Below are 14,226 nucleotides of genomic sequence, written 5' to 3'. Positions count from 1 at the left end.
CCGCTTAGGAGAGTGCCATGTTGGTCGATGCACAGAAACGTCTGCTCGAATTGTTTGAAACGGCCATTGCGGCTGCACATCCTCGTCAGGTCCTTGAGGGCCATCTGCCTGCCGATCGCAGTGGGCGGGTCATCGTCATCGGCGCGGGCAAGGCTGCGGCGGCCATGGCCGAAGTGGTCGAGCAGTGCTGGCAGGGTGAGGTCAGCGGACTGGTGGTCACCCGCTACGGGCACGGCGCACGCTGCCAGAACATCGAAGTGGTCGAAGCGGCCCATCCGGTGCCCGACGCGGCCGGGCTGGCCGTGGCCACGCGGGTGCTGGCGCTGGTGAGCGACCTGACTGAAAACGACCGGGTCATCTTTCTGCTGTCCGGTGGCGGCTCCGCGCTATTGGCGCTGCCCGCCGCGGGGCTGAGCCTGGCGGACAAGCAACAGGTAAACAAGGCGCTGCTCAAGTCCGGCGCCACCATCGGCGAGATGAACTGCGTGCGCAAGCACCTCTCGGCGATCAAGGGTGGGCGTCTGGCCAAGGCCTGCTGGCCCGCCAGTGTCTACACCTACGCCATTTCCGATGTGCCGGGCGACCTGGCCACGGTCATTGCCTCCGGGCCGACCGTGGCCGATCCCAGCACCTCGGCCGACGCGTTGGCGATTCTCAAGCGCTACGCCATCGACGCGCCGCAGGCCGTGATCGACTGGCTGCACGATCCCGCGTCGGAAACCGTCAAGCCAGGCGACCCGGCGCTCAGCCGCAGCCATTTCCAACTGATCGCCAAGCCCCAGCAATCCCTGGAAGCCGCCGCGGTCGCCGCCCGCCGGGCCGGCTTCAGCCCACTGATCCTCGGCGACCTGGAGGGCGAGGCGCGCGAGGTGGCCAAAGTGCATGCCGGCATCGCCCGTCAGATCGTCCTGCATGGCCAGCCGCTCAAGCCGCCCTGCGTGATTCTGTCCGGCGGCGAGACCACCGTCACCGTGCGCGGCACCGGCCGCGGCGGGCGTAATGCCGAATTCCTGCTGAGCCTCACCGACAGCCTCAAGGGACTGCCCGGCGTCTATGCCCTGGCCGGCGACACCGACGGTATCGACGGCTCGGAAGACAACGCCGGCGCCTTGATGACCCCGGACACCTACGCCCGCGCCCAGGCCCTGGGCCTGTCGAGCAGCGCCGCGCTGGACAACAACGACGGCTACGGCTACTTCGCCGCACTCGACGCCCTGGTCATCACCGAACCGACCCGCACCAACGTCAACGACTTCCGCGCCATTCTGATCCTCGAGGCCCCGCATCCATGACGCTCGACAAGAAAGTGAAGATCCTCGCGACCCTGGGGCCTGCCATCGGCAGCCGCGACGCGGTGCGCCAACTGGTCGAGGCCGGGGTCAACCTGTTTCGCCTCAACTTCAGCCACGGCGAGCACGCCGACCACGCCCTGCGCTACCAGTGGATCCGCGAGGTCGAGCAGCAGATGAATCGGCCGCTGGGCATCCTCATGGACTTGCAAGGGCCGAAGCTGCGCGTCGGGCGCTTCGCCGAAGGCCAGGTGCACTTGCAGCGCGGCCAGCACCTGCGCCTGGACCTGGACGAGACACCGGGCGACAGCCAGCGGGTCAACCTGCCGCACCCGGCGATCATCGCGGCGTTGCAGCCGGGCATGGACCTGCTGCTGGACGACGGCAAGCTGCGCCTGCGGGTTGTCGCCAAGCACGCCGAGGCCATCGACACCGAGGTGCTGGTCGGGGGCGAGTTGTCCGACCGCAAGGGCGTCAATGTGCCCCAGGCGCTGCTCGACCTCTCGCCACTCACCGACAAGGACCGCCGCGACCTGGCCTTCGGCCTGGAACTGGGGGTGGACTGGGTGGCGTTGTCGTTCGTGCAGCGCCCGGAGGATATCGTCGAGGCCCGGCAACTGATCGGCGAGCGTGCCTACCTGATGGCCAAGATCGAGAAGCCTTCGGCGGTGGAGCACCTGCAGGCCATCGCCGAACTGGCCGATGCGATCATGATCGCCCGTGGCGACCTGGGTGTGGAGGTGCCGGCCGAGCAGGTGCCGCAGATCCAGAAACGCATCATCGGCACCTGCCGCCAGTTGGGCAAGCCAGTGGTGGTGGCCACGCAGATGCTCGAGTCCATGCGCTTTTCTCCGGCGCCGACCCGCGCCGAGGTCACCGATGTGGCCAATGCCGTGGCCGAAGGCGCCGATGCGGTGATGCTGTCGGCCGAGACGGCGTCCGGCGACTACCCGATGGAAGCGGTGCAGATGATGAGCAAGATCATTCGCCAGGTGGAGAACGGCCCGGACTACCAGGCCCAGCTCGACGTCGCCCGGCCCAAGGCCGAGGCCACGGTGTCGGACGCCATCAGCTGCGCCATCCGCCGTATCAGCGCCATCCTGCCGGTGGCGGTGCTGGTCAACTACAGCGAGTCGGGCGCCTCGACCCTGCGTGCCGCGCGCGAACGGCCGACGGCGCCGATCCTCAACCTGACGCCCAACCTGCGCACCGCCCGACGCCTGAGCCTGACCTGGGGCGTGCATTCGGTGGTCAACGACCGCCTGCATCAGGTCGACGAAATCTGTTCGACAGCGCTGGAGATCGCCCAGGCCCAAGGTATGGCCTGTCGCGGCGATACCTTGCTGATTACCGCCGGGGTGCCCTTCGGCAAACCGGGCACCACCAACACCTTGAGGATCGAGACCCTGATCTGACTGCCGGGGCGGCTACCCGCCGCCGCGCAGCGCACCACGACACGGCGCAAAACCGAGGCCCGAAGAGGCCCAGCGCCTTCCTGCCACCTTCACTGACTGCCCCATGTACACCAAGAACTTCGTCAACCCGTGCCCCGACTGGGCCACGGCCCTGCTCAACGGCTTCAGCCAGGTCCTGCTGCTGCGCAATCCCCTGTGCGGCGTGTGCTGCCTGCTGGCCATCCTGCTCACGGCGCCGGCCCTGGTCGGCGGCGCCCTGCTCGGCGCGCTCGCCGGGCTGCTCACGGCACAACGCCGAGGCTACGAGCGCGCCGACCGCCAGGCCGGGCTGTACAGCTACAACGGCGTGCTGATCGGCCTGCTGATCAGCGCCGTGCTGCCGTGGTCGGCCATCCTGCCGCCCTTGATTCTCGCCGCCGGGGGCCTGTCGAGCATGCTCACGCACCAATGGCGCAAGCGCGGCGGGCCCTTGCTGACGGCCTACACGGCACCCTTCGTGCTCCTGGGCTGGGCGGCCCTGGCGCTCGCCGAACCCGCCGCGCCCTTGGTGGTGGCGGGCGAACCCGTGCAAGGCGTGCTGCGCGGGCTGGGCCAGGTGTTCCTGCTGGACGCGCCGCTGGCCGGGCTGTTGATCGTACTCGGCCTGTTGATCGCCCATCCCTACGCGGCGCTCTGGGCCGTGCTCGGCTCGACGCTCGGCGGTGGTGCGGCCCTGCTGGCTGACCAGCCCCAGGCCGCGGCGCTGGGGCTGTACGGTTTCAACACCGCCCTGGCGGCGCTGGCGTTCAGCCGGCACGGCGAGCGTCCTTGGATCACCCTGCTGGCCATCGCCCTGGCCCTGCTGGTGCAGGCCCTGTTCGCGCATGCCGCGCTGCCGTCGCTCACCGCACCCTTCGTCATCGCCTGCTGGCTGATGCACCTGGGCGGCCATCTCGCCGGGCTCGCGCGGCGGCGCAACGTGCAACGCTTGCACGGCTGAGAGCCAGGCCATAGGCTCAGCCGCTACGCCCTATGGAACGCTTCAGATGGACACACCTGCGAGCCTGCGCGAGCGGCTCTACGTCATCGTCTTCCAGTCCGACACGGTGGCTGGCCGACGCTTCGACAAAACCCTGCTGCTGATCATCCTCGCCAGCCTGGTCACGGTCATTCTCGACAGCATCGACGAGGTGCACCGCAGTTACTCAGGCCTGCTGGCAGGCATCGAGTGGGGCTTCACGGCGATCTTCCTCGCCGAATACCTGACGCGCCTGTACTGCTCGCCCAAGCCGCTGCGCTACGCCTTCAGTTTCTACGGGCTGGTCGACCTGCTGGCTATCGTGCCGGGGATCATCGCCCTGTACTACAGCGACGCCCAGTACCTGCTGATCGTGCGGGTCATCCGCATGCTGCGCATTTTCCGCGTGCTCAAGCTCGGCCCCTACCTCAAGCAGGCGCACTACCTGCTCGATGCACTGCGCGGCAGCAAGCAGAAGATCATCGTGTTCCTGGTCAGCGTCTCGACCCTGGTGACGGTGTTCGGCACGCTGATGTACGTGATCGAAGGCCCCGAACATGGGTTCACCAGCATTCCCAAGGGTATCTACTGGGCCATCGTCACCCTGACCACCGTGGGCTTCGGCGACATCGTGCCCAGGACGCCGCTTGGCCAGGTGGTGTCCTCGATGGTGATGATCATCGGTTACTCGATCATCGCGGTGCCCACCGGCATCTTCACCGCCGAGCTGGCCAACGCCATGCGCGGCGAGCAGTTGCGCCACGACTGCCCCACCTGTGCCAAGAACACCCACGAGCCGGCGGCGGCATTCTGCTCGCGCTGCGGCAACCCGTTGTTTCCCAAGGCCGGACAGGCATAAGCAAAGTCCGTTTCGGTCTTTAAAGGCGCAAGAACCCACGGTTATAGTTGCTGGCAAATTGCCAAACTTTCACTCACAACAAGGATCGCCCGCTGTGAAAAAACTCTTCAGTGCCTCGCTGCTCGTCGCCGGGCTTACGCTGGGCACGCTGGCCCAGGCCGCACCGACGCTGTTGAACGTGTCCTACGACGTGATGCGCGACTTCTACAAGGACTACAACCCGGCATTCCAGAAGCACTGGGAGCAAGAGCACCAGGAGAAGGTCAATGTGCAGATGTCCTTCGGCGGTTCGAGCAAACAGGCGCGCGCGGTGATCGACGGCCTGCCGGCCGATGTGATCACCATGAACATGGCCACCGACATCAACGCGTTGGTCGACAACGGCAAGCTGATCCCGGACAACTGGGTCAGCCGTCTGCCGAACAACAGTGCGCCCTTCACTTCGGCCACCGTGCTCATCGTGCGCAAGGGCAACCCCAAAGCCCTGAAAGACTGGCCGGACCTGCTCAAGGACGGCGTCCAGGTGATCGTGCCGAACCCCAAGACCTCGGGTAACGGCCGCTACACCTACCTCTCGGCCTGGGGCTATGTGCTCAAGCAGGGCGGTGACGAGGCCAAGGCGCGCGCGTTCGTCGGCAAGCTGTTCAAGCAGGCGCCGGTGCTCGACACCGGGGGTCGCGCTGCCACCACCACGTTCATGACCAACCAGATCGGCGACGTGTTGGTGACCTTCGAGAACGAGGCGGAGATGATCGCTCGTGAATTTGGCCGCGATCAATTCGAGGTGGTCTACCCGAGCGTGTCGGCCGAGGCCGAGCCGCCGGTCAGCGTGGTCGACAAGGTGGTGGCCAAGAAGGGTACCCAGGCCGTGGCCGAGGAATACCTGAAATACCTGTGGTCGCCAGCGGCCCAGGAGATCGCCGCTCAGAACTACCTGCGCCCGCGCGATGCCACGGTTCTGGCCAAGTACACCGACCGCTTCCCGAAAGTCGATTTCCTCTCGGTGGAGAAGACCTTCGGCGACTGGCGCACCGTGCAGAAGACCCACTTCAACGACGGTGGCGTGTTCGACCAGATCTACACCGGCCAGTAATCAGGCCGCTCGCGCCGTCGCCGCAGCACCTGGCTGCCGCGACGGCGCCGCTTGACGCTAGAGCGAAATCGGTCGGCGGCCCGCGAAAGCATGCGCCAGCGTGCCGCCATCGACCAGTTCCAGCTCGCCACCCAGCGGCACGCCGTGGGCGATGCGCGAAGCGGTCAGGCCCTTCTCGGCCAGCAACTGGGCGATGTAGTGCGCGGTGGCCTCGCCCTCCACGGTCGGGTTGGTCGCCAGGATCACCTCGGTGAAGGTGCCCTGCTCTTCTATGCGCGCCATCAACTGTGGAATGCCAATGGCCTCGGGGCCGAGGCCGTCGAGCGGCGACAGGTGCCCCTTGAGCACGAAGTAGCGGCCGCGATAGCCGGTCTGTTCCACCGCATACACGTCCATCGGCCCTTCCACCACGCACAGTTGGGTGTCGTCGCGCCGTGGGTCGGCGCATTGCGGGCACAGTTCCTGTTCGGTGAGGGTGCGGCACTGGCGACAGTGGCCAACGCCCTCCATGGCCTGGCCAAGGGCCTGGGCCAGGCGCGTGCCGCCGCTGCGGTCGCGTTCGAGCAACTGCAGGGCCATGCGCTGGGCGGTTTTCTGGCCGACGCCGGGGAGCACGCGCAGGGCGTCGATCAGTTGGCGGATCAAAGGGCTGAAACTCATGGGGACAGGCCTGTCAGTGGTGCAGAATGAAGAAGGGAGCAGCGGTCAGAGGACCGTGCTCCCTGTAGGTGTCCGAGAACCCCTCAGAACGGCATCTTGAAGCCCGGCGGCAGTTGCATGCCAGCGGTCATGTTGCCCATCTTGTCCTGGCTGTTCTGCTCGATCTTGCGCACGGCGTCGTTCAGCGCCGCAGCGATCAGGTCCTCGAGCACTTCCTTGTCGTCCGGGTCGGTGGTCATCAGGCTGGCGTCGATATTGACCCGCTTGACATCGTGACGACCGGTCATCACCACGCTGACCAGGCCGGCGCCGGACTGACCGGTGACTTCCGCATTGGCCAGTTCTTCCTGCATCTTGGCCATTTTTTCCTGCATCTGCTGGGCCTGCTTCATCAGGCCGGCCATGCCACCTTTCATCATGGGGAAATCCTCGATTGGGTCATGTATGCACCCGGCTCTGGGTCGGGTGCAGGGTGTTCGTTCACTGCCCAGGACTGGCCTGGGCGGTCTCCACGGGTTCGATTGTATCGTGGCGCACGCGTGCGCCGAACCGCTGGATCATCTGCTGGACCAGCGGGTCTTGCTCGATCGACACCTCGGCGTCGTGCTGACGCTCGGCGCGCTTGCGCGCGGCGGCCTGGGCTGGGGTTTCCTGCTCGGGGCGAATCAGCTCGATCTGCAGGCGCAGGCTGCGCCCCAGGTGCTGGTTGAGCGCTTCGTTCAGGCGCCGTTGCTGGGTACTGTTGAACAGCGCGCCCTGCCCCGGGTCCAGGTGCAGCAGCCAGTCGTCGCCTTCGGCGCGGATCAGCGTGCAGTTCGCGGCGATGTTGCCTGTCATACCCGAGACCGGCAAGTGCGGGAATAATTCCAGCCACTGCAGGGCTAGCCCGGTGGCCGGCTGGGCCGCTGGCAGCGGCTCGGGCGGGGTGAGCGGTTCGGCTTCGTGCACGTGCTCGGCCAGCTCGTCCAGGTAGGTGAAGCTGGCGGGGTCGGCTTCGGGCGCGTAGTAGTCGTCATCCGGGCCGTCGTCGTCGCGTTCCATCCCGACCGACGCATAGGCGCCTGGATCGAAGGGCGGCTCGTCGTAATCAGGCTGGCCACGCGGCGGTTGGACCGGGGCGGGAGCCGCGACAGGCGCAGGCGCTTGGGGCTCAGGCGCCACGGCCGCTTCCCACGGCAGGTCGATCACCTCCTCGACAGCGTGTTCATCGGCGGGCTCGACGTCAGGTTCGTCCTGGGCGACGGGTTCGGCTTGCACCGGTACCGCAGGCTCGGCGGGCAGCGGCGCTTCGACGGCCGGCGCCGGGGCCGGCTCGACGACCGGCGCAGGCGCCTCGGCAACCGCCACCGTCGCCACCGGCTGGGCGGGATCAGCTGTGGCCTGGCTGATCCCCACCGGCTTTAGCACCGGTTTCGGGGCGTCGTCGGCATCAGCCGGACGGAACGCCAGCATGCGCAGCAGGACCATCTCGAAGCCGCCGCGCGGCTCCGGTGCCAGGGGCAGGTCACGTCGGCCGATCAGGCCCATCTGGTAATAGAACTGCACGTCCTCGGCCGGCAGCGCGGCGGCCAGGGCCAGCACCTTGTCACGGTCGCCCTGGCCGTTGTCCACCGCCTCGGGCAGCGCCTGGGCGATGGCCACCCGGTGCAGCACATTGAGCATCTCGGCCAGCACGCCTCTCCAGTCCGGGCCCTGCTCGGCCAGCTCGCGCACTGCCTCCAGCAGCGCGCGGGCGTCGCCTTCGAGCAGCGCCTGAAGCACGCCGTAGACCTGACCATGATCCAGCGTGCCCAGCATCGCCCGCACGTCGGCGGCCAGCACCTTGCCCTCGCCGAAGGCGATGGCCTGGTCGGTCAGGCTCATGGCATCGCGCATCGAACCGTCGGCGGCGCGGCCGAGCAGCCACAAGGCGTCCTGCTCGAACGGCACGTTTTCGGCCTCGAGCACGTGGCTCAAGTGCTCGACCACCCGCTCCGGGCTCATGTTCTTCAGCGAGAACTGCAAGCAGCGCGACAGGATGGTCGCCGGCAGCTTCTGCGGATCGGTGGTGGCGAGGATGAACTTGACGTAGGGCGGCGGCTCCTCCAGCGTCTTGAGCAAGGCATTGAAGGAATGGCTGGAGAGCATGTGCACTTCGTCGATCAGGTAGACCTTGAAGCGCCCGCGGCTCGGTGCGTACTGCACGTTGTCGAGCAGTTCGCGGGTATCCTCGACCTTGGTGCGGCTGGCGGCGTCGATCTCGATCAGGTCGACGAAGCGGCCCTCGTCGATTTCGCGACACACCGAACAGGTGCCGCAGGGGGTGGAGGTGATGCCGGTTTCGCAGTTCAGGCACTTGGCGATGATCCGCGCGATGGTGGTCTTGCCCACGCCGCGCGTGCCGGTGAACAGATAGGCGTGGTGCAGGCGCTGGTTGTCCAGGGCGTTGATCAATGCCTTGAGCACATGGGTCTGCCCGACCATCTCGCGGAACGAGCGCGGCCGCCATTTACGTGCAAGAACCTGATAACTCATCGAAAAACCATCGCAGCCAGAACAAGCGGAAGATCGCCAATGCTAGCGGAGCGGGGGCAAAATTGCACCCTGCGCCGCATGCCTGCGGTACACGCCGCTGAAATCGTGAATGAACCTGGAGGGTAGACGTGCGCCGATTTCTCGCCATCCTGTCCGTGTGCAGCGCCAGCGCGCTGGCCGAGCCGTCGGTGATGCGCTTTTCCATCGCCGAAAGTTGGAGCATGCCCTTGATCCGCCTGGAGGATCAGGTGCCGGTCCAGGGCATTCTCTTCGACCTGATGCAGGCGGTGGCCCGCGAAGCCGAGATCACCCCGCAGTACCATGTGCTGGCGCGCCTGCGCCTGGAACAGGCGATGCTCGACGGCGACATCGACGTGCGCTGCTACGTGGCCAGCGACTGGCTCAATGAGCGCCCGGGCAATTTCATCTGGAGCGTGCCCTTGATCCGCCAGCGCGACCTGCTGGTGGGGCGTGCCGGCGACACCCTGCCCGGTGGGCTGGCGCAGTTGCCGGCTCAAGCCATCGGCACCGTGCTCGGCTACACCTACCCCGCCCTCCAGCCGCTGTTCGCCCAGCACCTGCTACAGCGCGAAGACAGCCGCAACCAGGACCTGGCCCTGCAAAAACTGCAGGCCGGCCGCTACCGCTACGCGGTGAGCAACCAGTTGTCACTGCAGTGGTTCAATCGCCAGCAACCGGCCGAGCAACGTCTGCGTCCGTTGTTGCTGCTCGAGGAACAGGACCTGGGCTGCATGGTGCGCAACGATCCGAACATCCCGGCCCAGCGCGTGCTGCGCGCCATGGTCCGGCTCAAGCAGTCCGGCGAAGTGGAGCGTATCGTCCAGCGCTACACCCAGGCCGCGGAACTGCAGAGTGCCGATCAATAGCCATGCGACTGCCGGAACGTGCGGCCTTTGTGATAGGCCACCCACTCTTCCACGTCATAGGGCAGATAGAGGTGGCGGCGCGCCCGTGACAGGGCGATGTACACCGCGCACAGGCGGCTGTCGAAGGCGTAGGCGTCCTGGAACGGGCTGAGCGCCATCAGTTCCTGGGTCAGCAGCACGCGGTCGAACTCCTGACCGCCGGCCTCCTGCGCCGGCATCAGCAGCAGGCTGCCGGGGTCCTGACTGAAGCGCGTGGCCAGGGCGTTGAGGTCGGCGATGCGAAAACCGGCCTGCAAGCGCGCCTCGACCCACAGGAACGACTCGTCATAGCGATGCTCGTCTTGCACCTGCCGCCAGTTCAACGCATGGGCGAACGCCGGGTGAGTCTGCTCGCCCTCGCTGCCTGCGCCATACAGGTCGGCGCGGAACAACTGCACGGCGCTGTGCATGAAGCGCTTCATCGCCGGGTTGTCGGCGAAACCGACCTGGCACTGGTTGTCGGCCAATTGCAGGGCCCACTTCATCGAGTCCCACAGCGAAGCGGTCAGCACCACGCAACCAGGCGGGGGCACGAAGTCCAGCGGATAGTACTCGATGCCCACCTCGACGCTGCCGGCGCCCTCGAACGCCAGCTTGGACTTGTTCGAGTGCATGCCGATCAGCGGATTGATCAACTTCTCGACTTTTTGCCCGCAGCGCACCGAGAAGGCAATGTCGCGCTGGCGCACCTGGCGACCGCGGCGCAGCCCTGGGCCGTCGGCACGCTGGTACTCGTCGCCCAGGGTGATCAGCACCTGACGACCGCGCTCGATGATCTGCAGCAGCGGGCCGGGCATGTCCTGGCTTTCGTCGACGATCACATGGCTGTAACGGCTCGGCACGCTGTGGCCGGACAGGCTGGCGCGCTTGAGCAGCAGCAGCGTGGCGAAACCGGTCTGGCGGTCCCAGGCGGGATGATCCTGCACGTAAAGCCACAGGCGACTGGTGTACTCGAGCAGCACCTGGGCGTCGGCGCGACTCAACGCTTGGGCGAAGTGCGGCAGGTGCTGGGCGCTGAGGCTGTGCTCGCGCGATTCGCAGTAGCGCTTGAGTACTTCCAGCGCGATATCCAGGGTCTTCTCGCCGTCGTACTGACGAAAGCCCATGATCGCCAGGCGTTCGGCGACCGCACGCTTGCTCGGCAACCGCGCTGGCGAGCGCGGCGCATAGCCGCCGGGGCCGCTGATCAGGGCCTGGGCGAACTCGGCGAAGGTCTTGCCGGCGCGCGAGCCGCTACCGATTCGGCGGCGCAGGGCGTCGAGCTTGTTCGGTGTGCGCGCCAGGGCCAGCACCCGGCCTTTGGGCAGGCAGTCGATCAGCGCACCGAGCAGGTAGCTCTTGCCGATGCCGGCATAGCCCTGCACGTGCAGGTCCTCGTCGGGATTGGCACGCAGCACGCGCAGCAGCTTGTCCTGCTCGGTGGTGAGCCAGCGCTCCTTGTTGAAGCCGGTGATGGCCTGCTGGCTGAACGGGTTGTGGGCCTGGTGACGCTGCGCGCGAAAGCGCGTGTCCCAGGTGCCGTCGGGCAGCAGGTAAGCGCGCTCGGCCACCTCCTCGGCGTCCATCAGGTGCAGGCGCGAGCCCTTGAGCAGTTCCAGGCCGAAATACAGCTTGTGGGCGTCGAACAGGCGCTGCGCCTCGGACGTCAGGGTCACCCCTGCCGAATGCGGACCATGGACCGACCAGTGCAACAGCTTGACCAGCACCCGCTCGGCCGCGGTCGGATCGAGCACCTGCTCGCGCGCCTGCGCCAGGTTCTGGATCACCAGCAGCGCAGCCAGCTCCGGGTCGCTCAGACCGTCCAGGGCACTGGCGTCGTCGAGCAGGGCCTGGCACACCTCCAGACTGACCGGCAAAAAGGCGGCGGTGGCGAAATCGTAATGTTCAGGTTGCATGCGCGCAGGTCATTCAGCGGAATCGGGATGGGGTGTGGCTTGGAGTTCATAGGCATAAGTGCCCAACGAGCCGGACATGCCGCCCGGATACCGGCGAAGGCTGTCAGCCGACGCGGCCGCCTGGGCAGTCAACGCACCGTCGAGCTCATGCAGCGCCAGTTCCAGCAGCTTGCGCAGGTCGGCTGCGCTGCGCGCCGAGACGCTCAGGCGCAACGCCAGGCCCGGTGCCGGTTCAGCCTCTTCCGGGGCTTCAGGCTGGGTAGCCAGCGGCGTGGCCTCGCCGAGAATGCGCGCGTGCTCGTCTTCCATCTGGTCGAGCAGCGTCGACAGTTCGAGGGTGCGCTCGGGATGGCTGGCCATCTCATCCTTGATCTGCAGACGGCGGGCTTGCCAGTCACGAATGCGCTGGCGGGTCAGATCGTCAACCTGATCCATGCTGATGACCTCTCTCAGGAATGGGTGGGCTGCGAGAGGCGCATCATAAGCCTGTTCGGCGATAAAAGCAGGTGCCGCGACACGCCTCAAGGCTTGGGTGGCACCAGACGGCTGTACTGTTCCTGGCTGATCCAGCCGCTGAACGAGCGGTCGTTGTCATTGATGAACTCGACCTTGGCCCAACCGTCCTTGAACGCCAGCACACCGACCACGTCGTCTTTGACGATGTAGGGGCGCTTGCTGGTGCTGCCGCGCGCCTGCTTGCGCAGATAAGCCTTGTCGGCGCTGATCTTGAGCAGGCCGATCCACGGCTTTTCAGCGTAACGGCTGAGATCCAGCCCGGTGGCGATCTGCGGCATCATCACACTGGCGCAACCTGAGTGTTCCCGGCCCTTCTCGATGGTGAGGGTAACCCCGTCGGCGGTGGCCTTCAGGCTGCCGGGGAAGCTGTCGTACTCCCAGGTGTTCAGCGGCACGGCACCGTCGCCGTTGATCGGCCCTTTGAGGTAGAACGAACAGGTGCGGGTGACGCCTTGACCGAGGGTTTCGGAATAGTAGCCCTCGACCTGGTGGTCGGGGGTGACCGCCAGCATCAGCGCGTCGTATTGACCGGCCTTGATCTCGGCAGCGCTGGCCTGCACGGCGCAGGACAGTCCCAGCAGCAGCGCCGCACCGGTGTGCAGCGCGCGGGAAAACAGGTGGTTCATGTCATTTCTTCCCTTCGAGTGCTTCGTAGGCTTTCTTGATACGCACGTCGTAGTCGCCATAATCCGAGCCGTTGTAACTGGTGGCCATGCCGACATAATCCTTGTTCTTGGCGGCCTTGATGAAGGCTGGGCGTTTTGCACAGAAGCCGAGGAAGCCATCGAGTTGCTTGCCGGCGTTGAGTTTCATGGCCGCGACGAATTCAAACACATTGGCATGACCGCAATCGGCGAAGTTGAACCCCATCATCTGGAACATGCCCCAGGAGGCCGACTGCAAGGCGGCGTCTTGATCCAAACCGAACGCTGTGGCCATGGTTTCCCAGGCCTTGGTCTGGTCCTTGTTGTTGACCTGCCATTGCGGTCCGGCCTTTCTCACATACTTGTACGACAGCAGCGGGTGGGTCTGGTCGTACTTGTGCTTGGTCAGCCGTTGAAAGATATGGCCTTCGAACGCGATCACCGGCAACCGGGCCGGACCGAAGCCTGATCGACCACCGGATTCCACGGTGGCGAAGGCTTTGATCAGGTTGGCCGAGATCCCGTTGCCCAATCGCTTGGCGGCATTCTCGAAGTCGGTGTCGCTGAGGCTGGTATTACCGTCGCAGGTGACCTGCAACACCATCTCCCGATTGCGCCGCTCGGCCTCGATCATCGCCCGTACCCGGTCCAGGTAATGATTGACCGTGCCCTGCACCTGGGCATTGCCGTTGTTGGCGAAGGCATTGACGAAGGTGGGCAGGCGCAGCGCCGGGCTGAGCTTGACCGGCACCCGCACGGCCTGTTCGATGAGGCTGTTGAAGGTACGCCCCCGGGGGTCCACCACCCCATCGGGGTGCGCGTACTTGAGTTGGCGGAACTGGTATTGGCTGATGCGCTGCACCAACTGGTTATCGCAGCGGCCATTTTCCGGCAGCGGAAAACCCAGCTGCGTGCCGATCAGGTTGAAGAGGTATTGAATGCACTGGACATCGGCTGGCAAGTTGCGCGCCTTGCCGGGCGTACCCACCGACGCGCTGATGAGACTGGGGAGGCCTTGCAAGCTTTTCATGGGATTGCGTCCTTGCCGAGTGGGTGAAGTGATAGCACTTCAATGTCAGTTTCGCGCCGTAGTTACACGTTGAAACATATGGCTCGGGGAAACTAGCAAGGGTGTTTTGAGTTGTCCAGTTGCGGCAGTTGGAGTTGGGAGGGGCTGCACGAAATCGCATGCGGCGGGTGGCATGGGGTGCGGGTGAGGGGGGACGTGGCGAGGGATTTTGCTGCTACAGAAAGGTGGCGGCCCCACCAGCCACACCCCGGCACTCGATGTTCCCGCTGTGGCTGCTCCCTTCCGGGCCTGACCAGATCGCAGCGAACATGCTCGGGAATCCGTTTATCAATGCAACGATTATGGATCAACGATTTCAGGCAGAGATCGTGTCCCGAGAAGTGGTGTA

13 protein-coding genes and 1 other RNA gene are annotated in these 14,226 nt (G+C 65.8%); 6 read left to right on the top strand and 8 right to left on the bottom strand.

Annotated features, from left to right (window positions below; translation table 11 throughout):
* Positions 1 to 17: 17 nt before the first annotated feature.
* The 5 genes from NJ69_RS22165 (at position 18) to NJ69_RS04260 (ending at position 5,653) form a co-directional block, all read left to right on the top strand.
* Positions 18 to 1,292, top strand: coding sequence for a glycerate kinase type-2 family protein (locus NJ69_RS22165; RefSeq protein ID WP_052191991.1), 1,275 nt, complete (start codon positions 18 to 20; stop codon positions 1,290 to 1,292).
* Entirely contained in the window at positions 1,289 to 2,704 is a 1,416-nt protein-coding gene (gene pyk / locus NJ69_RS04275) for a pyruvate kinase (protein WP_039576460.1), read from the top strand. Before NJ69_RS22165 ends, pyk begins: the two co-directional genes overlap by 4 nt.
* A gap of 103 nt (positions 2,705 to 2,807) precedes the next feature.
* Positions 2,808 to 3,683 carry an urea transporter gene (locus tag NJ69_RS04270; RefSeq protein WP_039576458.1) on the top strand — a complete coding sequence of 292 codons (876 nt, stop codon included), beginning with the start codon at positions 2,808 to 2,810 and terminating at the stop codon, positions 3,681 to 3,683.
* Positions 3,684 to 3,729: 46 nt separating this feature from the next.
* Complete coding sequence (locus NJ69_RS04265) at positions 3,730 to 4,560, top strand: ion transporter (protein WP_039576456.1); 831 nt, start codon at positions 3,730 to 3,732, stop codon at positions 4,558 to 4,560.
* Between the two features lie 94 nt (positions 4,561 to 4,654).
* Positions 4,655 to 5,653 (top strand): sulfate ABC transporter substrate-binding protein, encoded by a 999-nt coding sequence (locus NJ69_RS04260; protein ID WP_039576454.1) that lies wholly within the window; start codon positions 4,655 to 4,657, stop codon positions 5,651 to 5,653.
* Positions 5,654 to 5,710: 57 nt separating this feature from the next.
* On the opposite strand, the gene recR is transcribed toward NJ69_RS04260, so the two are convergent.
* The 3 genes from recR to dnaX form a co-directional block, all read right to left on the bottom strand.
* The gene (gene recR, locus NJ69_RS04255) at positions 5,711 to 6,313 is read right to left on the bottom strand and encodes a recombination mediator RecR (protein WP_039576452.1); all 603 of its coding nucleotides are present in this window, start codon (positions 6,311 to 6,313) and stop codon (positions 5,711 to 5,713) included.
* Positions 6,314 to 6,396: 83 nt separating this feature from the next.
* Complete coding sequence (locus NJ69_RS04250; protein ID WP_029614614.1) at positions 6,397 to 6,732, bottom strand: YbaB/EbfC family nucleoid-associated protein; 336 nt, start codon at positions 6,730 to 6,732, stop codon at positions 6,397 to 6,399.
* 61 nt (positions 6,733 to 6,793) lie between these two features.
* Positions 6,794 to 8,827, bottom strand: coding sequence for a DNA polymerase III subunit gamma/tau (dnaX, locus tag NJ69_RS04245; protein ID WP_039576450.1), 2,034 nt, complete (start codon positions 8,825 to 8,827; stop codon positions 6,794 to 6,796).
* Between the two features lie 128 nt (positions 8,828 to 8,955).
* On the opposite strand from dnaX, the gene NJ69_RS04240 reads away from it, so the two are divergent.
* Positions 8,956 to 9,714, top strand: coding sequence for a substrate-binding periplasmic protein (locus tag NJ69_RS04240; RefSeq protein ID WP_039576447.1), 759 nt, complete (start codon positions 8,956 to 8,958; stop codon positions 9,712 to 9,714).
* On the opposite strand, the gene NJ69_RS04235 is transcribed toward NJ69_RS04240, so the two are convergent.
* The 5 genes from NJ69_RS04235 to ffs all read right to left on the bottom strand — a co-directional run bounded on the left by NJ69_RS04235 (position 9,708) and on the right by ffs (position 14,164).
* Positions 9,708 to 11,648, bottom strand: a complete 1,941-nt coding sequence (locus NJ69_RS04235) for a hypothetical protein (RefSeq protein ID WP_039576445.1) — start codon at positions 11,646 to 11,648, stop codon at positions 9,708 to 9,710. The genes NJ69_RS04240 and NJ69_RS04235 overlap by 7 nt on opposite strands.
* Positions 11,649 to 11,657: 9 nt before the next feature.
* Positions 11,658 to 12,083, bottom strand: a complete 426-nt coding sequence (locus tag NJ69_RS04230) for a hypothetical protein (protein WP_039576444.1) — start codon at positions 12,081 to 12,083, stop codon at positions 11,658 to 11,660.
* A gap of 86 nt (positions 12,084 to 12,169) precedes the next feature.
* Positions 12,170 to 12,790 (bottom strand): hypothetical protein, encoded by a 621-nt coding sequence (locus NJ69_RS04225; RefSeq protein WP_052191988.1) that lies wholly within the window; start codon positions 12,788 to 12,790, stop codon positions 12,170 to 12,172.
* 1 nt (position 12,791) lies between these two features.
* Entirely contained in the window at positions 12,792 to 13,838 is a 1,047-nt protein-coding gene (locus NJ69_RS04220; protein ID WP_039576442.1) for an N-acetylmuramidase family protein, read from the bottom strand.
* Positions 13,839 to 14,069: 231 nt separating this feature from the next.
* Positions 14,070 to 14,164: signal recognition particle sRNA small type (gene ffs, locus NJ69_RS23110), an RNA gene on the bottom strand.
* Positions 14,165 to 14,226: the final 62 nt, after the last annotated feature.

The organism is Pseudomonas parafulva (assembly GCF_000800255.1).
GTDB classification, from domain to species: Bacteria; Pseudomonadota; Gammaproteobacteria; order Pseudomonadales; family Pseudomonadaceae; genus Aquipseudomonas; species Aquipseudomonas boreofloridensis.
The sequence above is the reverse complement of the archived record's forward strand: the minus strand, read 5'-3'. Positions and strand labels throughout refer to the sequence as shown.